Annotated in this window: 20 protein-coding genes and 1 riboswitch; of the genes, 17 read left to right on the top strand and 3 right to left on the bottom strand. The window is 76.1% G+C overall.

Annotated elements, in window-relative coordinates:
• The first annotated feature begins 124 nt into the window (after nucleotides 1-124).
• From ACI8AR_RS14300 to ACI8AR_RS14230, 15 genes are all read left to right on the top strand, one after another.
• Entirely contained in the window at nucleotides 125-484 is a 360-nt protein-coding gene (locus ACI8AR_RS14300; RefSeq protein ID WP_457051619.1) for a hypothetical protein, read from the top strand.
• 43 nt (nucleotides 485-527) lie between these two features.
• Nucleotides 528-1,310 carry a thioesterase family protein gene (locus ACI8AR_RS14295; protein ID WP_457051618.1) on the top strand — a complete coding sequence of 261 codons (783 nt, stop codon included), beginning with the start codon at nucleotides 528-530 and terminating at the stop codon, nucleotides 1,308-1,310.
• Between the two features lie 71 nt (nucleotides 1,311-1,381).
• On the top strand, nucleotides 1,382-2,272 hold the full coding sequence (locus ACI8AR_RS14290; RefSeq protein ID WP_457051617.1) for a mechanosensitive ion channel family protein: 891 nt from the start codon (nucleotides 1,382-1,384) through the stop codon (nucleotides 2,270-2,272).
• Nucleotides 2,269-2,769 carry a hypothetical protein gene (locus ACI8AR_RS14285; protein ID WP_457051616.1) on the top strand — a complete coding sequence of 167 codons (501 nt, stop codon included), beginning with the start codon at nucleotides 2,269-2,271 and terminating at the stop codon, nucleotides 2,767-2,769. Before ACI8AR_RS14290 ends, ACI8AR_RS14285 begins: the two co-directional genes overlap by 4 nt.
• Nucleotides 2,770-2,840: 71 nt before the next feature.
• Nucleotides 2,841-4,421, top strand: coding sequence for a carboxyl transferase domain-containing protein (locus ACI8AR_RS14280; protein WP_457051615.1), 1,581 nt, complete (start codon nucleotides 2,841-2,843; stop codon nucleotides 4,419-4,421).
• A gap of 8 nt (nucleotides 4,422-4,429) precedes the next feature.
• Nucleotides 4,430-6,394, top strand: coding sequence for an acetyl/propionyl/methylcrotonyl-CoA carboxylase subunit alpha (locus tag ACI8AR_RS14275; protein WP_457051614.1), 1,965 nt, complete (start codon nucleotides 4,430-4,432; stop codon nucleotides 6,392-6,394).
• A gap of 24 nt (nucleotides 6,395-6,418) precedes the next feature.
• Nucleotides 6,419-7,459 (top strand): NAD(P)H-dependent flavin oxidoreductase, encoded by a 1,041-nt coding sequence (locus tag ACI8AR_RS14270; protein WP_457051613.1) that lies wholly within the window; start codon nucleotides 6,419-6,421, stop codon nucleotides 7,457-7,459.
• A gap of 23 nt (nucleotides 7,460-7,482) precedes the next feature.
• Nucleotides 7,483-7,599, top strand: a riboswitch (SAM riboswitch).
• A gap of 44 nt (nucleotides 7,600-7,643) precedes the next feature.
• Nucleotides 7,644-8,936, top strand: coding sequence for a bifunctional o-acetylhomoserine/o-acetylserine sulfhydrylase (locus ACI8AR_RS14265; protein ID WP_457051612.1), 1,293 nt, complete (start codon nucleotides 7,644-7,646; stop codon nucleotides 8,934-8,936).
• A gap of 10 nt (nucleotides 8,937-8,946) precedes the next feature.
• The gene (metX, locus tag ACI8AR_RS14260) at nucleotides 8,947-10,020 is read left to right on the top strand and encodes a homoserine O-acetyltransferase MetX (RefSeq protein ID WP_457051611.1); all 1,074 of its coding nucleotides are present in this window, start codon (nucleotides 8,947-8,949) and stop codon (nucleotides 10,018-10,020) included.
• Nucleotides 10,021-10,079: 59 nt separating this feature from the next.
• Nucleotides 10,080-11,147, top strand: a complete 1,068-nt coding sequence (locus ACI8AR_RS14255; RefSeq protein ID WP_457051610.1) for a threonine aldolase family protein — start codon at nucleotides 10,080-10,082, stop codon at nucleotides 11,145-11,147.
• A gap of 75 nt (nucleotides 11,148-11,222) precedes the next feature.
• Nucleotides 11,223-12,194, top strand: coding sequence for a glycoside hydrolase family 26 protein (locus ACI8AR_RS14250; RefSeq protein WP_457051609.1), 972 nt, complete (start codon nucleotides 11,223-11,225; stop codon nucleotides 12,192-12,194).
• Nucleotides 12,191-13,429, top strand: a complete 1,239-nt coding sequence (locus tag ACI8AR_RS14245) for a PP2C family protein-serine/threonine phosphatase (RefSeq protein WP_457051608.1) — start codon at nucleotides 12,191-12,193, stop codon at nucleotides 13,427-13,429. Before ACI8AR_RS14250 ends, ACI8AR_RS14245 begins: the two co-directional genes overlap by 4 nt.
• Nucleotides 13,426-15,459: a glycosyltransferase family 2 protein gene (locus tag ACI8AR_RS14240; RefSeq protein ID WP_457051607.1), complete on the top strand. Its 2,034-nt coding sequence runs from the start codon at nucleotides 13,426-13,428 to the stop codon at nucleotides 15,457-15,459. Before ACI8AR_RS14245 ends, ACI8AR_RS14240 begins: the two co-directional genes overlap by 4 nt.
• Nucleotides 15,456-15,794, top strand: coding sequence for an STAS domain-containing protein (locus tag ACI8AR_RS14235; protein WP_457051606.1), 339 nt, complete (start codon nucleotides 15,456-15,458; stop codon nucleotides 15,792-15,794). The genes ACI8AR_RS14240 and ACI8AR_RS14235 overlap by 4 nt, the downstream gene beginning before the upstream one ends.
• 1 nt (nucleotide 15,795) lies before the next feature.
• Nucleotides 15,796-16,194 (top strand): ATP-binding protein, encoded by a 399-nt coding sequence (locus ACI8AR_RS14230; protein WP_457051605.1) that lies wholly within the window; start codon nucleotides 15,796-15,798, stop codon nucleotides 16,192-16,194.
• Nucleotides 16,195-16,209: 15 nt separating this feature from the next.
• On the opposite strand, the gene ACI8AR_RS14225 is transcribed toward ACI8AR_RS14230, so the two are convergent.
• Nucleotides 16,210-16,797: a gamma carbonic anhydrase family protein gene (locus tag ACI8AR_RS14225; RefSeq protein ID WP_457051604.1), complete on the bottom strand. Its 588-nt coding sequence runs from the start codon at nucleotides 16,795-16,797 to the stop codon at nucleotides 16,210-16,212.
• Nucleotides 16,798-16,840: 43 nt separating this feature from the next.
• Here ACI8AR_RS14225 and ACI8AR_RS14220 point away from each other — a divergent pair, with 43 nt between their 5' ends.
• Together ACI8AR_RS14220 and ACI8AR_RS14215 are read left to right on the top strand one after the other, a co-directional pair.
• On the top strand, nucleotides 16,841-17,878 hold the full coding sequence (locus ACI8AR_RS14220; protein ID WP_457051603.1) for a uroporphyrinogen decarboxylase family protein: 1,038 nt from the start codon (nucleotides 16,841-16,843) through the stop codon (nucleotides 17,876-17,878).
• The gene (locus ACI8AR_RS14215) at nucleotides 17,875-18,453 is read left to right on the top strand and encodes a YdeI/OmpD-associated family protein (RefSeq protein WP_457051602.1); all 579 of its coding nucleotides are present in this window, start codon (nucleotides 17,875-17,877) and stop codon (nucleotides 18,451-18,453) included. The genes ACI8AR_RS14220 and ACI8AR_RS14215 overlap by 4 nt, the downstream gene beginning before the upstream one ends.
• A gap of 83 nt (nucleotides 18,454-18,536) precedes the next feature.
• Here ACI8AR_RS14215 and ACI8AR_RS14210 read toward each other — a convergent pair whose 3' ends face one another.
• Complete coding sequence (locus tag ACI8AR_RS14210; protein ID WP_457051601.1) at nucleotides 18,537-20,021, bottom strand: APC family permease; 1,485 nt, start codon at nucleotides 20,019-20,021, stop codon at nucleotides 18,537-18,539.
• A 46-nt stretch (nucleotides 20,022-20,067) separates the two neighbouring features.
• The gene (locus tag ACI8AR_RS14205) at nucleotides 20,068-21,096 is read right to left on the bottom strand and encodes a C40 family peptidase (RefSeq protein WP_457051600.1); all 1,029 of its coding nucleotides are present in this window, start codon (nucleotides 21,094-21,096) and stop codon (nucleotides 20,068-20,070) included.
• Nucleotides 21,097-21,150 lie beyond the last annotated feature (54 nt).

Here is a 21,150-nt window from a genome sequence, read left to right as displayed (position 1 = left end):
CGGCGGTGCGGCTCCCCGCGATCATGGCGCGGTGACCACGCCCGCCCGGCGCGTCGCGGTTCCGGCGCCATGATCGCGGTCACGGCACGGGTGACCCACAGGGAGGGCGGGCACCCTCGACGGCGTGACCGAACCCCGCCCCCCGTGGTCCCGACGGCGCCGCCGCCTGCTCCTCTGGCTGGGCGCGGGGGCCGTCGTCGGCGGGGTCGGGGCGCTCGTGCTGCCCGCGGAGTTCGGCGTCACCGCGGCCTACCTCGGGGCGCTGTGCGCGTTCCTGCTGGTCGCCGCGGCGGTGGTCTTCGTCGCCTTCCCCGGGCCGGACACCGCAGGCGCCCTGCTGCGGTCGACGCCGGTGGCCGGCGCGGTGCTCGTGGTGGGGGTCCTCGTCGCACTGTCGGCGGACGGGCAGCCGCTGTGGTGGCTGGCCGCCGGGGTGGGCGCGGTCTGGCTGGTCTCCGCGCTGTGGCTGGCCCGCTCCGGCTGACCCGCGGGACGGCCCCGGCCCGGGCCGGGCGAGACTGCGGGACGTGCACCTGCCCACCGCCTGCTACCTCCCGGACGGCGACGGCTACGTCGCGACCGCGCTGACCATCGGTCCGTGGGACCCGGGCCTCCAGCACGCCGGGCCGCCGGCGGCGCTGCTCGCCCGCGAGGTCGAGCGCACCGGCGGCATCCCCGGCGGGCAGACGGTGCGGCTGGCCTACGACGTCCTCGGGCCGGTGCCGGTGGGGCCGGTGCAGGTGGAGGCGCGGGTGCTGCGCCCGGGCCGGCGGATCGAGCTGGTGGAGGCCACGCTCACCGCGGGCGGGCGCACGGCGATGCGGGCGACCGCCTGGCGGATGCGCAGCCGCGACGCGGCCGACACCGCCACGCCCCCGCAGCCGGCCGCCGTCGGCCCGGAGGACGCCCGCCCGGCGGTGTTCGACGTGTTCCGCCAGGAGGTCGCCTACCACCGCGCGCTGGACTGGCGGGAGGCGACGGGCTCGCTCACCGGCACCGGGCCGGCCGCGGCCTGGACCCGGCCGTTGTGCGCGCTGGTCGAGGGCGAGCCGATGACGCCGCTGGAGCACCTGCTGGTCATGACCGACGCGGCCAGCGGCATCTCCGCCGAGCTCCCCTGGGACCGGGCGACCTTCGCCAACGTCGACCTCGTCGTCGCGCTGTTCCGGCAGCCGGCGGGCGAGTGGCTGGGCATGGACGCGACGACGACGATCGGGCCCGGCGGCGTCGGGCAGTGCTCGGCCGAGCTGCACGACACCACGGGGCGGATCGGGCGCTCGGTCGCCTCGCTGTTCGTCGAGCCGAGGTAGCGGCAACTCCCGGCCGCACCGGGTTGGATGGGCACCGACCCCCCACGAGCCACCGGAGGACCGGATCCCGCATGGCACCGTTCACCGACCTGCTCGACTGGCTGGCCGGCCGCGGCCTGGAGATCGTGCTGATCGTCCTGGGCTCGGTCCTGGTGGCCCGGTTCGTCAGCTGGGTGGGCGACCGGATCACCAGCCGCATCGACGCCCGCTCCACCGGCGGGGACGTGCTGGTCCGCTCCGAGGCGGCCAAGCACCGGCACTCGCTCACCCAGGTCGTCACCTGGACGCTCATCGTGATGGTCTACGCGGTGGCGGCGTTCTACGTGCTCGACCGCCTCGGCGTCCCGGTCACCGGCCTGGTCGCCCCGGCCACCGTGCTCGGCGTGGGGCTCGGCTTCGGCGCGCAGCGGATCGTCGGCGACGTCCTGGCCGGGTTCTTCCTCATCACCGAGCGGCAGTACGGCTTCGGCGACGTCGTCTCGATCCAGGTGGTCGGCGGCGGCGACCCGGCCGACGGCACGGTCGAGGACGTCACGCTGCGGATCACCCGGCTGCGCTCGGCCGACGGCGAGGTGGTCACCATCCCGAACGGGCAGATCGTCAAGGTGGTCAACCTGTCCCGCGACTGGGCGCGCGCGGTGGTCGACGTCCCCGTGCCGACGACGGCCGACGTCACGCGGGTCAACGAGATCCTCCGCGAGGTGGGCCGGCAGGCCTTCGCCGACGACACCCTGCGCCGCCTGCTGCTCGACGAGCCGAGCGTGATGGGCGTCGAGAGCATCGACCTCGAGCAGGTCAACGTGCGGGTGGTCGCCCGCACGCTGCCCGGCCGGCAGTTCGAGGTGAGCCGCGACCTGCGCGCCCGGATCGTGCTGGCCTTCGGCCACGCCGGCCTCAACGTGACCCCCGAGCCGGCACCCGCGCCGGCGCCCGCCCCGGCCCGGCAGGGGGCGCAGCAGTGACCGTCCCCGGCGCCCCGCGTCCCGAGGAGACCGGCGGCGGCGACCCCGCCGGCCGCGGCCGCTTCGGCCTGTCGAACGTCTTCCGCCGCTCACCCGGGCACATCGGCCGGGCCCGCACCTCCACGCTGGTGCTGGCCGCGCTCTTCGTGGGCCTGGGCGTGCTCTACCTGTACGTGAAGCCGCCGGACCCGGCGACCGTCCCGGCGGGCGGCACGACCGAGGTCACCACCCCGGCGCCCGCGCCCGAGACCACGGCACCCCCGACGACCACCGAGCCGGGGCCGACGACGACCGGGCCCGAGCCCGAGCCGACGACGGAGCCGGAGGAGACGGCGCCGCCGTCGGCTCCCACCACCACCGCGCCGGCGACCCCGACCCTGCCGACGACGACCGCCCCGCGGACGACGGAGCCCGGGACGGAGACGCCGACGACGCAGCAGCCTCCGTCCCCCGCCGAGGAGCCCCCGCCGACGACGGACAGCACCCCGACCACCTGACGCGGCACGTGGACAGCGCATGTGAACGGCCGTTAACGTCGGGGGCGGAGATCCCACACAGGAGGCACAACATGGCGGTGGCCGCGCCGGAGTCGTCGCGCGCCCGGCACGAGGACCTGGTCGCCGAGCTGCGCGAGCGGCTCGCCCGGCGGGCGCTCGGGGGTTCCGAGGCCGCCCGTGCCCGGCACGTCGAGCGCGGCAAGCTGCTCCCCCGCGACCGCGTCGCGCACCTGCTCGACCCCGGCAGCCCGTTCCTCGAGCTCTCGCCGCTGGCCGCCGAGGACATGTACGACGGCGACTCCCCCGGCGCCGGGATCATCACCGGCATCGGCCGCATCGCGGGCCGCCCGTGCGTCGTCGTCGCCAACGACGCCACGGTCAAGGGCGGCACCTACTACCCGGTGACGGTGAAGAAGCACCTGCGCGCGCAGGAGGTGGCGCTGCAGAACCGGCTGCCGTGCGTCTACCTCGTCGACTCCGGCGGCGCGTTCCTGCCGATGCAGGACGAGGTGTTCCCCGACCGCGAGCACTTCGGCCGGATCTTCTTCAACCAGGCCACGCTGAGCGCGCGCGGCATCCCGCAGGTGGCCGCCGTCCTCGGCTCCTGCACCGCCGGCGGCGCGTACGTGCCGGCGATGGCCGACGAGTCGGTGATCGTCCGCGAGCAGGGCACGATCTTCCTGGGCGGGCCGCCGCTGGTGAAGGCGGCCACCGGCGAGGTGGTCAGCGCCGAGGACCTCGGCGGCGGCGACCTGCACAGCCGCGTCTCCGGCGTGACCGACCACCTGGCCGACGACGACGAGCACGCGCTGGAGATCGTCCGGGGCATCGTCTCCACGCTGGCCCCGCCCGCGCCGCCGGCCTGGGAGGTGGCCCCGCCGCGGGACGCCGTCCGCCCGCAGACCGACCTCTACGACCTGGTGCCGGTCGACCCGCGCACGCCCTACGACGTCCGCGACGTCATCACCACGCTGGTCGACGGCGGCGAGCACCAGGAGTTCAAGGCCCTCTACGGGCCCACCCTGGTGACCACCTTCGCCCGGCTGCACGGGCACCCGGTGGGCATCGTCGCCAACAACGGCGTGCTGTTCGGCGAGTCCGCGCTCAAGGGCGCGCACTTCGTCCAGCTGTGCGACCAGCGGCGCATCCCGCTGCTGTTCCTGCAGAACATCACCGGGTTCATGGTCGGCCGCGACTACGAGGCCGGCGGCATCGCCAAGCACGGCGCCAAGATGGTCACCGCCGTCGCCTGCGCCCGGGTGCCGAAGCTGACCGTCGTCATCGGCGGGTCCTACGGCGCCGGCAACTACTCGATGTGCGGCCGGGCCTACTCCCCCCGCTTCCTGTGGATGTGGCCCAACGCCCGCATCTCGGTGATGGGCGGCGAGCAGGCCGCCTCGGTGCTGGCCACCGTCCGCCGGGACGGGCTGGCCGCCCGCGGCACCGACTGGCCCCCGGAGGAGGAAGAGGCGTTCAAGGCGCCGATCCGCGGCCAGTACGAGGCCCAGGGCAACCCCTACTACTCGACGGCGCGGCTGTGGGACGACGGCGTCCTCGACCCCGCCGACACCCGCACCGTCCTCGGCCTGGCGCTGTCCGCGTGCGCGCAGGCCCCCCTCGACGACGTCGCCTACGGCGTCTTCCGGATGTGAGCAGCAGCGTGTTCGACACCGTCCTCGTCGCCAACCGGGGCGAGATCGCCGTCCGCGTCGTCCGGACGCTGCGCCGGCTGGGCATCCGCTCGGTCGCCGTCTACAGCGACGCCGACGCCGGCGCCCCGCACGTCCGCGCCGCCGACGTCGCCTACCGGCTCGGCCCCGCCCCGGCCGCGGAGAGCTACCTGTCGGTGGAGCGGGTGGTCGAGGCGTGCCTCGCCACCGGCGCGCAGGCCGTGCACCCCGGCTACGGCTTCCTCTCGGAGAACCCGGCCCTGGCTTCCGCGTTGGCCGACGCCGGCGTGGTGTTCGTCGGCCCGCCGGCCGAGGCGATCCGGGTGATGGGCGACAAGATCACCGCCAAGAAGACCGTGGTCGCCTCGGGGGTGCCGGTCGTCCCCGGCGTCGCCGAGCCCGGCCTCACCGACGCCGACCTGGTGGCCGCCGCCCCCGGCATCGGGTTCCCGGTGCTGGTCAAGCCCTCGGCGGGCGGCGGCGGCAAGGGCATGCGGGTGGTCGAGGACGCCGCCGGCCTGCCCGCGGCCCTGGCGTCGGCCCGCCGGGAGGCCCGCGCGGCGTTCGGCGACGACACGCTGTTCCTCGAGCGGTTCGTGCAGCGGCCGCGGCACGTCGAGGTGCAGGTGCTCGCCGACGCGCACGGCGCGGTCGTCCACCTCGGCGAGCGCGAGTGCAGCCTGCAGCGGCGGCACCAGAAGGTGGTCGAGGAGGCGCCGTCGCCGCTGCTGGACGCCGCCACCCGCGAGCGGATCGGCGCCGCCGCCTGCGCCACCGCCCGCAGCGTCGGCTACACCGGCGCGGGCACCGTGGAGTTCATCGTCTCGGCCGACCGGCCCGACGAGTTCTTCTTCATGGAGATGAACACCCGGCTGCAGGTCGAGCACCCGGTCACCGAGCTGGTCACCGGCCTGGACCTGGTCGAGCAGCAGCTCCGGGTGGCGGCGGGGGAGCCGCTCGCCTTCACCCAGGACGACGTCGCGCTGACCGGCTGGGCGGTCGAGGCGCGGGTCTACGCCGAGGACCCCGCCCGCGGCTTCCTCCCCACCGGCGGGCGGGTGCTGGCCCTGGCCGAACCCGAGGGCGCCCGCGTGGACTCCGGCATCGCCGCCGGCACCGTCGTCGGCTCCGACTACGACCCGATGCTCGCCAAGGTGGTCGCCGCCGGCCCCGACCGCGCCACCGCGCTGGCCGCGCTGGACCGGGCGCTCGCGGAGACCGCGGTGCTCGGCGTGACCACCAACGTCGGGTTCGTGCGGTCCCTGCTCGCCGAGCCCGCGGTGCGGACCGGTGACCTGGACACCGCGCTGCTCGACCGGTTCGCCGCCGCGTGGGAGCCGCCCGCCGTCCCCGACGACGCCGTCCTCGCCGCCGCCGCGCACGTGTGGCTGACCGCCTGGGCCGCCGCCGACCCGGCCGACCCGTGGAGCGCGCCCACCGGCTTCCGCGCCGGCGCGCCGTCGGCCCCGTTCGTCGTCCGGCTGGAGACCGGCGGGCGGCAGCGGACGGTGACGCTCAGCGGCACGCCCGCCGCCGCGCGGGCCGGCCTCGACGGCGCCGACGCCGGCCCGCTGAGCTGCGCACCCGAGGACGGCGGCCTGGCGCTGGTCCGCGACGGCGTGCGGTCGCACTGCCGGGTGGCCGAGGACGGGGACGCGCTGTTCGTGCACGCCGGCGGCGCCGACTGGGCACTGCGGCGGGCCCGGCGGCTGGTGCTGCGGCCGGACGCCGCCGCGCACGCCCCCGAGCTGACCAGCCCGATGCCCGGCACGGTGATCGCCACCCCGGCGTCCCACGGTCAGGCGGTCGGCGCGGGCGACCCGGTGGTCGTCGTCGAGGCGATGAAGATGGAGCACACGCTGCGCGCCCCGGCCGACGGCGTCGTCGACCTGCTCGTCGCCCCCGGCGACCGCGTGGCGCTGGACCAGGTGCTGGCCCGGCTGACCCCCGCCTGAGCCGCGGGGCGCAGGATGCCCGGCATGGTGCTGGGGCTGCGTCGACCGGTCGTGCAGGCGCCGATGGCCGGCGGGCCGTCGACGGTGGAGCTGGCCGCGGCGGTGTCCGGGGCCGGCGGCCTGGGCTTCCTCGCCGCCGGCTACCGGACGCCGGAGGCGGTGCGCGAGGAGGTCCGCGCCGTCCGGGCGCGGACCCGGGAGCGGTTCGGCGTCAACGTCTTCGTCCCCGGGCCGCCCGCCGACGAGGGCGCCCTGCGCCGCTACGCCGAGCGGCTCCGGCCCGAGGCGCGGCGGTGGGGCGTGGACCTCGGCGAGCCCCGCGCCGACGACGACGCGTGGGAGGCCAAGGTCGCGGTCCTCGCCGAGGAGCGGGTGCCGGTGGTGTCGTTCACCTTCGGCCTGCCGCGGCCGGACATGGTCGCCGCGCTGCACGACGTCGGCGCCACCGTGCTGGTCACCGTCACCTCGCCGGAGGACGCCGTGGCCGCCCGCGACGCCGGCGCCGACGCGCTGGTGGTGCAGGGCGTCGAGGCCGGCGGACACCGCGGCGGCCTCCGCGACGAGGACGGGGCGGGCGAGTACGGGCTGCTGCCGCTGCTGCGGCTGGTCGCCCGGGCGGTGGACCTGCCGATGGTCGCCGCCGGCGGGATCGTCGACGGCCCCGCGGTGGCCGCGGTGCTCGTCGCCGGGGCGGAGGCCGCGCAGCTGGGCACGGCGTTCCTGCTGTGCCCCGAGGCGGGCACCGGCGCCGCGCACCGGGCGGCCCTGGGCGGCGGCCGGCCGACGGCGCTCACCCGCGCGTTCAGCGGCCGGCGCGCCCGCGGGCTGGTCAACCGCTTCCTCGCCGAGCACACCGCCGCGGCCCCGGCCGCCTACCCGCAGGTCCACCACCTGACGACGCCGCTGCGCGCAGCGGCGCGGCAGGCCGGCGACCCGGAGGCGGTCAGCATGTGGGCCGGGCAGGCGTACGCGCTGGCCGAGGCGCTGCCCGCCGGCGAGCTCGTCGCCCGTCTCGCCGACGGCGCCGCGGCCGCCCTCGCCTCCCCCCGGCCCGGCGCCTCCTGACCGGGCGCTAGGGTTCCGCGCAGGCTCACGAGAGGCAGCGACAAGTACCTGGCTGGCTGCCCGGCAACCTCTCCTCCGTCCGAGGTGCTCCCAGGGGAAGAGCCGGCCGCGCGGCGCCCGCCGCGCGGCAAGACGGAGCCCTCCGTGCGCCGCGGGGTCTCCGCGAGCGAGAGGAGACGGCGCCGTGCCCGACCAGCAGAGCTGGAGCTTCGAGACCCGGCAGATCCACGCCGGGACCAGCCCCGACCCCACCACCGGGGCCCGCGCCCTGCCGATCTACGCCACGACCAGCTACCAGTTCCGCGACGCCCAGCACGCCGCCGACCTGTTCGCGCTGGCCGAGATGGGCAACATCTACACGCGGATCATGAACCCGACGCAGGACGCGCTCGAGCAGCGGGTGGCCTCCCTCGAGGGCGGCGTCGCCGCGCTCGCGGTGGCCAGCGGCCAGGCCGCCGAGACCCTGGCGATCCTCAACGTCGCCGAGGCCGGCAGCCACGTCGTCGCCTCGGCGTCGCTGTACGGCGGCACGTACAACCTGCTGCACCACTCGCTGCCCAAGCTCGGCGTCGAGGTGTCCTTCGTCGAGGACCCCGACGACCCGGAGAACTGGCAGTCGCTGGTCCGCGAGAACACCAAGGCGTTCTACGGGGAGTCGATCGGCAACCCGAAGGGCGACGTCCTCGACATCTCCGCGGTGTCGGAGGTGGCGCACCGCAACGGGGTGCCACTGATCGTCGACAACACCATCGCCACGCCGTACCTCGTGCGCCCGCTCGAGCACGGCGCCGACGTCGTCGTCCACTCGGCCACCAAGTACCTCGGCGGCCACGGCACCGCGATCGCCGGGGTCATCGTCGACGGCGGCAACTTCGACTGGACCCGCGGCCGGTTCCCCGGCTTCACCACGCCGGACCCGACCTACCACGGCGTCGTCTACGCCGACCTCGGCGCGCCGGCCTACGCGCTCAAGGCCCGGGTGCAGCTGCTGCGCGACCTCGGCCCGGCGATCAGCCCGTTCAACGCCTGGCTGGTCGTGCAGGGCATCGAGACGCTGTCGCTGCGCATGGAGCGGCACGTGGCCAACGCCCAGCGGGTGGCCGAGTTCCTCGAGGCGCACGACGAGGTGGAGTCGGTGCACTACGCCGGCCTGCCGTCCTCGCCGTGGCACGCCGCCCAGCAGCGCTACGCCCCGCGCGGCGCCGGCGCGGTGCTGGCGTTCGAGATCCGCGGCGGCGTCGAGGCGGGCAAGCGCTTCGTCGAGGCGCTGGAGCTGCACAGCCACGTGGCCAACATCGGCGACGTCCGCAGCCTGGTCATCCACCCGGCCTCGACGACGCACTCGCAGCTGACGCCGGAGGAGCAGCGGACCACCGGCGTCACCCCCGGCCTGGTGCGCCTGGCCGCCGGCCTGGAGGGGATCGAGGACATCCTCGCCGACCTCGAGGCCGGGTTCCGCGCCGCGAAGGGCGCCTGACGTGGGCGGGGTGCGGGACCTCCCGGGGTCCCGCACCCCGCCGCGCACCGGCGGGTGGCGCGACGGCGACCCCGCCGGGGACCGGCTGTTCCTCGACCTGGACGGACCGGTCCGGCTCGAACGCGGCGGGGTGCTGCCCGGCGTCCGGGTGGCCTACGAGACCTGGGGCACGCTCGCCCCCGACGGCGGCAACGCGGTGCTGGTCGAGCACGCGCTCACCGGCGACAGCCACGTCACCGGCCCGGCCGGGCCCGGCCACCCGACGCCGGGCTGGTGGGCGTCGCTGGTCGGGCCGGGCGCGGCGCTGGACACCGACCGGTTCTTCGTCGTCTGCGCCAACGTGCTCGGCGGGTGCCAGGGGACCACCGGGCCGTCGTCGACCGCGCCGGACGGCCGGCCGTGGGGCGCGCGGTTCCCGGAGGTGACCGTCGGCGACCAGGTGCTGGTCGAGGCGGCGCTCGCGGACACGCTGGGCATCGACCGCTGGGCCGCCGTCGTCGGCGGGTCGATGGGCGGGATGCGGGCCCTGGAGTGGGCGGTCGCGCTGCCCGACCGGGTGGCCGGGCTGTTCTTCCTCGCCTCGGGCGCGGCGGCCACCGCCGACCAGATCGGCACCCAGACCACCCAGCAGGCCGCGATCCGCGCCGACCCGGTCGCCGGGCTCGGCGTCGCGCGGCGGATCGCGCACCTGACCTACCGCAGCGCGTTCGAGCTGGAGGAGCGCTTCGGCGCGGCCGTGCAGGCCGACGGCCGGTTCGCCGTCGCCTCCTACCTCGACCACCACGCCGACAAGCTCACCCGCCGGTTCGACGCCGGCAGCTACCTGGTGCTCACCGAGGCGATGAACACCTGGGACGTCGGCCGCGGCCGGGGCGGGGTGGAGGCGGCGCTGGCCCGGGTGACCGCGCGGGCGGTGGTGGCCGGCGTCGACTCCGACCGGCTCTACCCGCTGGAGCTGCAGCAGCGGGTGGCCGACGCGCTCGGCGTGCCGCTGCGGGTGGTGTCCTCGCCGTACGGGCACGACGGCTTCCTCATCGAGGCCGGCCCCGTCGGCGCGCTCCTCCGCGAGCTGCTCGACGCCTGACGGGGCCGGGGCCCGGGCCCCGGTCCGCCGGGACCCCGGACTCCCGGGAGACTGGGCCCGTGGACGACGACCTCGACGCCCTGCGGCTGGCCTGCGACCGCGCCCTCACCGGGCACGGCGTGCAGCGCGCCGCCGACCTGCTGGCCACCATCCCGGCGGGCACCGCGCTGGACCGGTACGGCGCGGGCGGCGTCGTCGCGGAGCTGGAGGCGGAGGTCGCGCAGCTGCTGGACAAGCCGGCCGCCGTCTACCTGCCCAGCGGGACGATGGCCCAGCAGGCGGTGCTGCGGGTGCACGCCGGGCGCAGCCGCCGGTCCACCGTCGTCGGGCACCCCGAGTGCCACCTCTTCCGGCACGAGGGCGGCGCGCTCGCGCGGCTGCAGGGCCTGGTCGAGCGCCCGGTCGGCGACCGGCACCGCATGCTGCTGCGCGCCGACCTCGACGGCGTCGCCGAGGCGCCGGCCGCGCTGGTGGTGGAGCTACCGCAACGGGACCTGGGCGGGCCGCTGCCGCCGTGGGACGACGTCGTCGAGCAGGCCGCGTGGGCGCACGACGTGCACTCGGTGGCCCACCTCGACGGCGCCCGGCTGTGGGAGGCCGCCGCCGGTTACGGGATGTCTCCGGCCGACGTGGCGGCGCCGTTCGACACGGTCTACGTCAGCTTCTACAAGGGGATCGGCGCGCTGGCCGGGTGCTGCGTGGCCGGGCCCCTGGACGTCGTCGCCGAGGTCCGGGAGTGGCGCGGGCGGATGGGCGGCACGCTGTTCGGCCTGTGGCCGGGTGCGGCCTCGGCGCTGACCTGCCTGCGCCGCCGGCTGCCGCTGTTCCCCGCGTACCTCGAGCGGGCGCGGGAGATCGCCGACACCGTCCGCGCCCTGCCCGGCGTGCGGGTGGTGCCCGACCCGCCGCAGACGCCGATGCTGCACCTGCTGCTGTCGACCACGCCGGAGGCCTTCGGGGCCGCGGTCCGCGCGCTGGCGCAGGAGGGGCTGTGGACCTGGGTGCAGGCCGCGGTCACCGGCGACCCGGGCGTGGTGCGCGTGGAGCTGCCCGTGGGCGACGCCACGCTGGCGCTGTCCCTGGACGAGGTCCGCGACGCCGTCGCCCGCCTCGCCGGCGCGGTCTGACCGGTACGGACCCGCGCGGGACCCGTGACCGGAACGGGACGGGTTCGTTACGCATCCGTGGGGAACGAGAGCCCCGTGGACGGGGAACGAGGACGGACCCGCCGGTCGGTCCTGGCCGCCGGCGTGACCGTGGCGGCACTGGGCGTGGCCGGCTGTGCAGGACGGCCGGAGCGGCCGGCGCGTAGGCAGCCGCTGGCCTTCGGCGTGACGACACCCGGCGGCCCGACGGCGGTCGCCGAGCTCGACACGGTGGCAGCGGTGTCCGGGGAGCCGCCCTCGCTCGTGCTCTCCTACGCCGCTCTGGCGGCCCCTCCCCCGCTGGCCGACCTCGACGCCGTCGCCGCCCGCGGCGCCACCCCGGTGCTCACCTGGGAGCCGTGGGATCCGGCCGACGGCGGACGCTCCACCCTGGCCGGCCTCGCTGCAGGCGCCTGGGACGGCCAGCTGTGGTGGTGGGCCGAGGCGCTGCGGGACTGGGGGCGACGGGTGCTCCTGCGCTTCGCCCACGAGCAGAACGGCGACTGGTACCCGTGGGCGGTCGGGGTGGCCGGGACGACGGCGCGGCACCACGTCGCCGCGTGGCAGCACCTCGCCGATGTGTTCCGGCAGGCCGGTGCGGGGAACGTCGAGCTCGTGTGGAACCCCAACGTCCGGTACCGGGGCGCCTCGCCGATGGCCGACACCTGGCCCGGTGCCGCTACCGTGGACCGCGTCGCGCTCGACGGCTACAACTGGGGCGCGGTACCCGGTCACGGCGGCTGGCAGGCGCCCGCCGACCTCTTCGGCCCGAGCCTCGACGAGCTGCGGGACCTGGCGCCGGGCACGCCCGTCCTGGTGGCCGAGGTCGGCTGCGCCGAGTCCGGCGGTGACAAGGCGGCCTGGATCACCGACCTGGTGACCTGGCTCGATGCCCAGGCCGACGTCGAGGCCTTCGTGTGGTTCGACCACGACAAGGAGACCGACTGGCGCCTGGCCAGCAGTCCGGCCAGCGCCCGGGCGATCCGCCGAGCGCTCGCCGCCCGCAGCCTCGTGGGGAGCGGCCGGTGAGCGCGGCACCGGCCCGCCCCCTCGTACCACTCCCGGTCGGTCACCGCGCCGACGCCGACGAGAACCGGCGGCTGGACGCGCTCGACCAGCTCCAGCTGCTCGGCACCGGGCGCGAGGAGCGCTTCGACCGGATCACCCGGCTGGCGCTGAAGGTCTTCGACGTACCGATCGCGACGGTGACCCTCATCGCCGAGGACCACCTCTGGTTCAAGTCCGCCCAGGGGATGCCGGATCGCCAGGCCGACCGGCAGGCGTCCTTCTGCGACCGCACGATGGCACTGCGCACGACCCACGTGGTGCCGGACGCCCGCCTGGACCCGGTCTACGCGGAGGCGCCGGCCGTCGCCGGGCCGCCGTACGTGCGCTTCTACGCGGGTCACCCGCTGACCGGCCCCGGGGGTCTGGTCGTCGGGACGCTGTGCCTGTTCGACACCCGTCCGCGGACGCTGGGCGACCGCCAGGTCGCGGTGCTCGAGGAGCTCGCCGCCTGGACCGAGGCCGAGCTGACCCACTCGGCCGACATGGACCGCGCCGGGGAGGTGCAGCGCGCCCTGCTGCCCGGGGAGCCGCCCGAGGTGCCCGGGTACGCGGTCGCCGGGAGCTGCCGGCCGGCCACCGCCGTCGGCGGGGACCTGCTCGACCTCGACCTCGTCGACGGCGACCTGGTGCTCACCCTGGCCGACGTCATGGGCAAGGGCGCGGCCGCGGCGATCCTCATGGCGACCGTCCGCGCCGTCCTGCGGACCACCTCACGCCTCGCGCCGCCGCCCCCCGGACGATCACCGGAGAGCGCCGTGCTCGCTGCGGCGGCCCGGACGCTGCAGCCCGACCTTAGCCGGGCCGGCTCCTTCGTGACCCTCTTCCACGGCCGGCTGACCCCGGCGACCGGGCGGGTGCGCTACGCCGACGCCGGCCACGGGCTGGCCCTGGTCCGCCGGGCCGACGGCAGCACGCGGCACCTGACCGGCGAGGACCTGCCGCTGGGGGTGGATCCCGACCTCGCGTGGACGGCGCACGAGCTGGTCCTCGACCCCGGCGACACGCTCCTCGTCTTCAGCGACGGCCTCTTCGACGTCCTCGGCGGCACCCGCGAGGCCCTCGACCACGTCGCCCGGCTGCTCCGCGCGCACCCCGACCCGGAGGACCTGCTCGACCAGGTCCGCGCCCTGACGGCCGCCGCCGCTCCGCTGGACGACGTCACCGCCATCGCCCTGCGCCGGGCGGAGGCGCCGTGACCACCCACCGGGCGGCCCGCGGACGGGACCCGCTGTCCGGCGCGTCGGTGACCGCGGCGGCGGAGCGCATCCCGTTGACCGGCCGGCTGCTGGTGCTCCGGCTGTTGATCCTCGTCACCGCGGTGCTCGGCATCGACTACGTCGTCTGGCGGTGGCTGGAGTCGGTCAACTGGTCGGCGTGGTGGATCGCCGTCCCCCTCGTGCTCGCCGAGACCTACAGCCTCGTCGACTCGCTGCTGTTCGGGCTGACCATGTGGCGGCTGCGCCGGCGCGGGGAACCGCCGCCGCCACCGGACGGCGCCACCGTCGACGTCTTCATCACCACGTACGACGAGCCGATCGACCTGGTCATGGCAACCGCCGAGGCCGCGCAGCGCATCCGCCACCCCCACCGCACCTGGATCCTCGACGACGGCGCGCGGCCGGAGCTGCGGGCGCGCGCCGAGGCGGCCGGCATCGGGGTGATCACCCGCTCGGCCGACTGGACCGGCCGGTCCCGCCACGCCAAGGCCGGCAACCTGAACAACGCCCTCATGACGACCCACGGCGAGTTCGTCCTGATCCTCGACGCCGACCAGGTGCCCGAGCCGGAGATCCTCGACCGCACGCTCGGGTACTTCCGGGATCCCCGCATGGCGCTCGTCCAGACGCCGCAGGTCTTCGTCAACGTGCCCGGGGACGACCCGCTGGGCAGCCAGGCGCCGCTGTTCTACGGCCCGATCCAGCAGGGCAAGGACGGCTGGAACGCCGCCTTCTTCTGCGGGTCGAACGCGGTCCTGCGCCGCGAGGCGCTCATGCAGCTGGGTATCACCCGGTACGTCACGGAGGTGCAGCTCGCCGTCGCCCGGGCGCTGCGCACGGCCGACCGGGTGCTGGCACGGGCGCGCCGGTCCCTGGACCCCGCGCAGGGCAGCGCGCTGGCGGCACTCGCCCAGGTGCAGGAGGCTGTGGCCCGGGCGCGCGCGGAGCTGCGGAACGGGGACGCCCTCGCCGACGTCACCTACCGCTTCCAGCAGCGCGTCGAGGCCGCCGCCGCGACCGTGGTGGCGACCGACGTCAACCAGGTCCAGGCGGACCTCGCCGCCATCGCCGCCCTCTCGGCGCAGCTCGACGGCGAGGACCACGGGCTCGCCGCGGTCGACCAGGACGCGCTCGCCCGGCTCGCCGCCCGCGACTGGTCCCCGCTCGGTGCGATCGAGACCGTCCGGACCCTGGTGCGCTCCGTCGACGTCGACCGCGACGACGAGGCCCAGCCCGTCATGCCCATGGCCACGATCTCGGTCACCGAGGACATGGCCACCTGCATGCGGCTGCACGCGCTGGGCTGGCGCACCGCGTACCACGACGAGACCCTCGCGCTCGGCCTCGCCCCTGAGGACCTCGGCACGATGCTCACCCAGCGACTGCGCTGGGCGCAGGGGACGGTCCAGGTCATGCTGCGCGAGAACCCGCTCGTCCAGCGCGGGCTGACCGTCGCGCAGCGGCTCATGTACTGGGCGACGATGTGGAGCTACCTGTCCGGCTTCGCCGCCGTCGTCTACTTCGCCGCCCCGGCGGTCTACCTCGTGTTCGGCATCCTGCCCGTGACCGGCCTGACGGCCGAGTTCTTCCTCCGCCTGGTGCCGTTCCTCCTGGTGAACCAGCTGTTGTTCTGGGTGGTCGGACGCGGCCGGCGGACGTGGCGCGGGCAGCAGTACTCCCTCGCGCTGTTCCCGGTGTGGATCCGGTCGGTGACCTCGGCGGTCGGGAACGTCGTCCTCAGCCGCAGCCTGGCCTTCGCGGTCACGCCCAAGGAGCGCCAGTCGGTGGACCGCCGGCCCTGGCACCTGGTGCGTCTCCAGCTCGCGGTCGTCGTCCTGCTGGTGATCGCGGCCGTCGTGGGCACGGTGCGCATGGTGGTGGCCGACGCGTCGGTCCTCGGGACCATGACCAACCTGGTGTGGGTCGCCTTCGACCTCGCCGTCCTCAGTGTGATCGTGCAGGCCGTCCGCTACCGCGGACCCGAGCAGACCGCGGGAGCGGGGACATGACCGAGTTCCAGACCGAGACCCTCGACGGCGACATCGGGGTGATCAGGCCGGTGGGGCGGCTCAACATGGTGGCCGCGCCGCAGCTGCGCACCCTCGTCGGGCGGCTGGTCGCCGGGGGCACGCCCCGGGTCGTCGTCGACCTCTCCAGCACGGAGTCCATGGACAGCTCCGGCCTCGGTGCGCTGATCGCCGGCCTGAAGACCACCCGCCAGGCCGGTGGGGACCTCCGGCTGGCCGGTGCGGGCGAACAGGTGCAGGCGGTCCTGGAGCTGACCAACCTCGGCCGGGTGCTGCGTCCGCGGCCGGACGTGGCCAGCGCCTTCGCCGGCGACTGACGTGCCCGGCCCGACGCACGTGCTGCGGGCTGCCGCGCGTCCCGAGGTCCTCGGTCCCGTCCACGACCTGCTCGCCGAGCTGTGGCTGGACGAGGACGGCGTCGGGAGGGCGGCGCGGACGCGCTTCGAGACGGCGGTCGCCGAGGTCGCGGCGAACATCGTCGAGCACGCCGCCGCCTCGGGGGCGCGCGAACTGGTGCTGCGGCTGCGCGGCCTGCCCGACCGGGTCGAGGCCGTGTTCGAGGACGACGGCGGCCCCGTCACCCTGGGACCGGGCGGGTGGCCACCGGACGACGCGGAGCGCGGCCGGGGTCTGGAGCTCGCCCGGGCCGCGGTGGACGCCGTCCACTACGAGCGCGACGGGAACCGCAACCGCTGGGTCCTCGTCCTCGCGCGCTGACTCCGCCCGGGGAGCTCAGTCGGCGGCGTCGCCGGGGGTGTAGCCGGCCGGGGGCAGCGGACGACGCACCACCGGCCGCACCTTCCGCGCCGCGTCCAGCCGCTCGGTGTAGCTGGCCGCGTTGAGCCGGATGTGCGTGAGGTCGTCGTCGGTGGTCGGCCGCAGCACCTTCGCCGGGACGCCGGCCACCAGCGACCCCGGCGGCACGACCGTGCCCTGGGTGACGACGGCGCCCGCGGCCACGATGGACCCCGACCCGATGTGCGCACCGTTCATGACGATGCTGCCCATGCCGACCAGCACGTCGTCGTCGACGCGGGCACCGTGCAGGACGACGCGGTGCCCGACGGTGACGCCGCGGCCGATCAGCAGCGGGAAGCCGGGGTCGGAGTGCAGCGTGCTGCCGTCCTGGACGTTCGAGCCCTCGCCGATCTCGATGACCTCGTGATCGGCCCGCGCGACCGCGCCGTACCAGATGCTGGAGCGCGGTCCCATCGTGACCGCGCCGACCACCACCGCCGTCGGCGCGACGAAGGCCTCCTCGTCGATGGCCGGGGCGCCGAAGGGCAGTTCCGCGATGTAGTTGTCCGCCACGGCGTCCACCCCAGCACACCCGGAGCCCCCTCGGCGCGGGCAGGATCACCCCGTGCCCGCTTCCCTGCCGCCGCTGCCCACCACGGTCGTCGGGAGCCTGCCCCAGCCCGGGTGGCTCATCGACCACGAGCGCCTGGCGCACCAGTTCCCGCCCCGGGTGCGCGCCCGGGAGCTGTGGCGGCCGGCGCCGGAGCTGCTCGAGGAGGCGCAGGACGACGCGACGCTGCTGGCGGTGCGCGCCCAGGAGGCGGCCGGCCTGGACCTGGTCGGCGACGGCGAGCAGCGGCGGGAGTCCTACTCCAACCACTTCGCCACCGCGCTCGACGGCGTCGACGTCGACACCCCCGGCACCGTGCTCAACCGCTCCGGGAAGCCGATCCCCGTCCCGCGGGTGGTCGGCGAGCTCCGCCGCCGCGGCCCGATCCAGGCCCGCGACGTGCGCTTCCTCCGCGCCGCCACCGACCGGCCGGTCAAGATCACGCTGCCCGGCCCGTTCACCATGGCCCAGCAGGCCGCCGACGAGCACTACGGCGACGACCGGGCCCTGGCGCTGGCCTACGCCGACGTCGTCCGCGAGGAGATCGCCGACCTGTTCGCCGCGGGCGCCGACGTCGTCCAGATCGACGAGCCGTGGCTGCAGGCCCGGCCGGAGGTGGCTCGCCGGTACGGCGCCGAGGCGGTGACCCGCGCGGTCGAGGGCGCGCCCGGCCCCGTGCACCTGCACCTGTGCTTCGGCTACGCGGCCATGGTGAGCGAGCGCCCGGAGGGCTACTCGTTCCTGCCCGAGCTGGCCGACACCCCGGTCGACACGGTGTCGGTGGAGACGGCGCAGGCGCACCTGGACCCGGCCCAGCTGCGGCCGCTGCGCGGCAAGGGCATCGCGCTCGGCGTCCTGGACCTGTCCACGCCGGAGGTGGAGACGCCGGAGGTGGTGGCCGACCGCGTGCGGCGGGCCCTCGACGACGTCGACGTCGACCGGCTGGTCCTCACCTCCGACTGCGGCCTCAAGTACCTGCCGCGGACCTCCGCCGAGGGCAAGATGCGGTCGCTCGCGCAGGCGGCGGAGGTGCTGCGGGGCGGGCTGGGATGACCCTGCCGACCGACCTCCCGGTGCTGAGCTTCCCCGACCAGGCGGCGTTCGAGGCGTGGCTGGAGGCCGAGCACGCCACCGCACCGGGCGTCTACGTGAAGCTGGCGAAGAAGGGCGCGGGCGTGCCGTCGCTGACCCGCGACGAGATGGTCGAGTCGCTGCTGTGCTTCGGCTGGATCGACGGCCGCAGCAACAGCGTGGACGGGCACTGGTACCTGACCCGGGTCACGCCGCGGCGGCCGCGCAGCGTGTGGTCGCAGAAGAACGTCGGCATCGTCGCCGACCTCGTGGCCGCCGGCCGGATGCGCCCGGCCGGCCTGGCGCAGGTGGAGGCGGCGCAGGCGGACGGCCGCTGGGACCGGGCCTACGCGGGCCCGGCCACCATCACCGTCCCCGACGACCTCGCCGCGGCGCTGGCCGCCGAGCCCGCCGCGCAGGAGGCGTTCGCGGCGCTCGACGGCACCAACCGCTACGCCGTCCTCTGGCGGGTGCACACCGCCGCGAGCCCGGCCACGCGGGCGAAGCGGATCGCGGCCCTGGTCGCGATGCTCGCGGAGGGCCGCACACCCCACTGAGAGGATCCTCCTGCCCCCCCCCCCACCGCTCGCCCGCTCGCGGCGGGCCCCTGCAGGAGGCCCGGGGACACCGGGGTGAACGCTCAGTCCGCCAGGGGATCCGCGTCCTGGGGGGCGACGCCGGGGCGCTCGCGCCAGAAGCGGGCGTCGCGCCACCGCCACAGCAGCATGAGCACGACCCCGGCGACCATGATCCCGACGCCGATCACCAGCGGCGGGCCGAGACCGAGCCAGGCCTGGCCGGTGTAGCTGTTCTCCGGGTCGGCGAGGTCGCGCACGGACAGCACCAGCAGCCAGCCGAGCATCGCCGCGCCGACCAGCGGCCCGACGCCCAGCAGCAGCGCGTCGCGCACGCTGCGGGCCAGCCGGCGGCGGAAGTACCAGGCGCAGGCCAGGCCGGTGAGCGCGTAGTACAGCGCGATCAGCAGCGACAGCGCGGTGATCGAGTCGAACAGCGCGTTCTCGCTGACCAGGTGCACGCCCACGTACCAGGCGATCGCCACACCGGCGACCCACCAGGTGGACACGTCCGGCGTCCGGAACCGCTCGGACACCGACCCGAACCGCGCCGGCAGCGCCGCCCGCCGCGCCATGGACAGGCCGGTGCGCGAGGCCGGGATGATCGTCGTCTGGGTGGAGGCGATCGCCGAGGTGGCGACGGCGGCCAGCACCACCCAGTCCCAGCCGCCCAGCGCCTGCGTGGACAGCAGCGCGAAGACCGCCTCCTCCTCGTCGGCGTTGCCCGCCAGCAAGGAGGTCCCGGCGAAGGAGACGACGGCGACCGCGACACCGACGTAGGTGAGCAGCAGGACCACCGTGGCCAGCACGCCCGCCCGGCCGGGGGCGACTCGCGAGTCGGTGGTCTCCTCGGTCAGGTTGACCGCCGACTCCCAGCCCCAGTAGGCGAAGACGCCGAGCAGGAGGCCGCCGGTGAGCGCGGCGCCGCCGGCGCCGAAGGGGTCCAGCCAGTCCCAGGACGGCGTCAGCCCGCCGAACGGCGAGTCGCCCCGGACGCCGCGGACGACCGCGACGACGGCGAACACCAGCAGCGCCGCGGTCTGGGCGAGGATCAGCCCGTTCTGCAGCCGGGCGGAGATCTCGGTGCCGAGCACGCAGATCGCCGACATGACGACGACCAGCAGCACGCTCAGCGCGACGACCGCGGGCGTGGAGTCGGCCAGGGCGTCCAGGCCGAGCACGAGCAGGGTGAACCGGACGCCGACCTCGGCCAGCGACCCGACCACCAGGACGCCGGTCATCGTGATCGCCCATCCGCCGATCCAGCCCGCCGTGGGGCCGAACGCGCGGGTCACCCAGGAGAACGTGGTCCCGCAGTCGGGGTCGGCACGGTTGAGCGCGGCGAACGCCCCGGCGATGAGCAGCATCGGGACGAACGACGCGAGCATGACCCCGGGGGCGTGCACCCCGACCAGGGCGACGACGGGCCCGATGACCGCCGCCAGCGAGTAGGCCGGCGACGTCGCGGCCAGGCCGATGACGAGCGAGTCGAGGAAGCCGATGGCCTCGGGCCGCAGGGCGGGTTCCTCACGCGGCAGTGCCCGGGTCACGGCAGGCAACGGTACGGCCCGCCGCGGGGGTCAGCGCGCGGCGGCGTCAGGCGACGCGGACGGCGCCGCGGTAGCCGGACTGGTCGACGCTGGTCACCGCGACCGGCTGGCCGTAGGTGCGCGCGTGCACCATCTTGCCGTCGCCGATGTAGAGGCCGACGTGGCTGACCGGCGAGTAGAAGTAGACGATGTCGCCGGGCAGGAGGTCCGCCCGCGCCACCGGCGTCCCCAGCGTCGACTGCGCCTTGCTGGAGTGCGGCAGCGCGATGCCGGCGGCGGCGTAGGCGTAGGAGGTCAGCCCGGAGCAGTCGAAGCCGTCGGGCCCCGAGGCGCCCCACACGTAGGGGTCGCCGATCTGCGCCAGCGCCGTCTGCACGGCGATCGCGGCGGCGGGGCCGGGGGCGGCGGCCGCGGCGGCGGCCGCCGACGGCGCGTCGAGGACCGGGCCGGCCAGCGCGGTGGTGACGCGGGCCTGCTCGGCGGCCGTCAGCCGCTCGAAGTCGGCCTCGTACGCGTCGGCCTGCGCCCGGACCTGCGCCTGCTGGTCGCTCAGGACGGTCAGCGCGGTGGTGGCCTCGGCGGCCGCGGCGTCGGCGTCGGCCCGGGCCTGCTCGGCCGCGGCCTGGGCGGCGGCCACCTCGGTGAGGACGCCGTCGGTGTGCTCGGCGATGAGGTCGATCATGGTCATCTGGGCGACGAGGTCGTCGGCGGAGTCGCTGCCCAGGAAGGCGGCCAGACGGGACCGGGTGGTGCCGGTGTAGCCGCTCTGCGCGATGGCGCGGATGGCCGGGGCGTACTGCGCGAGCGTCGCCTCGGCGGTGTCGGCGGCCGCGTCGGCGGCGGTGGCGGCCTGCTGCTGCGCGGCGACCGCGAGCTCGGCCTGGTGCACCTGCTCGTCGAGGGCGGTCAGCTGCCGGCCGGCCTCCTCGACCAGCTGCGCGGCCTCCGCGGCGGTGGCCGGCGGTGTGCCGGGCTCGGCGGAGGCGGACGAGGGGGCGAGCACGAGGGCCACCAGGCCGGTGGCGGCGACGACCGCACCCGTCCAGCGCCGTCCCGTCGTCCGGTTGCGCTGCACGATCGGCCTCCCCCTGCCGCCTCCCGGCGGCGCTCCCCCTGGTCTCGTCGGTAC

The organism is Geodermatophilus sp. SYSU D01036 (genome assembly GCF_054050435.1).
This window is presented reverse-complemented; position numbering and strand designations above follow the sequence as displayed.

Coding starts and splice junctions, on each gene's coding strand:
- ACI8AR_RS14290 (WP_457051617.1), top strand. CDS start 1,382: ATGGCACCGTTCACCGACCTGCTCGACTGGCTGGCCGGCCGCGGCCTG.
- ACI8AR_RS14280 (WP_457051615.1), top strand. CDS start 2,841: ATGGCGGTGGCCGCGCCGGAGTCGTCGCGCGCCCGGCACGAGGACCTG.
- ACI8AR_RS14270 (WP_457051613.1), top strand. CDS start 6,419: ATGGTGCTGGGGCTGCGTCGACCGGTCGTGCAGGCGCCGATGGCCGGC.
- ACI8AR_RS14235 (WP_457051606.1), top strand. CDS start 15,456: ATGACCGAGTTCCAGACCGAGACCCTCGACGGCGACATCGGGGTGATC.
- ACI8AR_RS14215 (WP_457051602.1), top strand. CDS start 17,875: ATGACCCTGCCGACCGACCTCCCGGTGCTGAGCTTCCCCGACCAGGCG.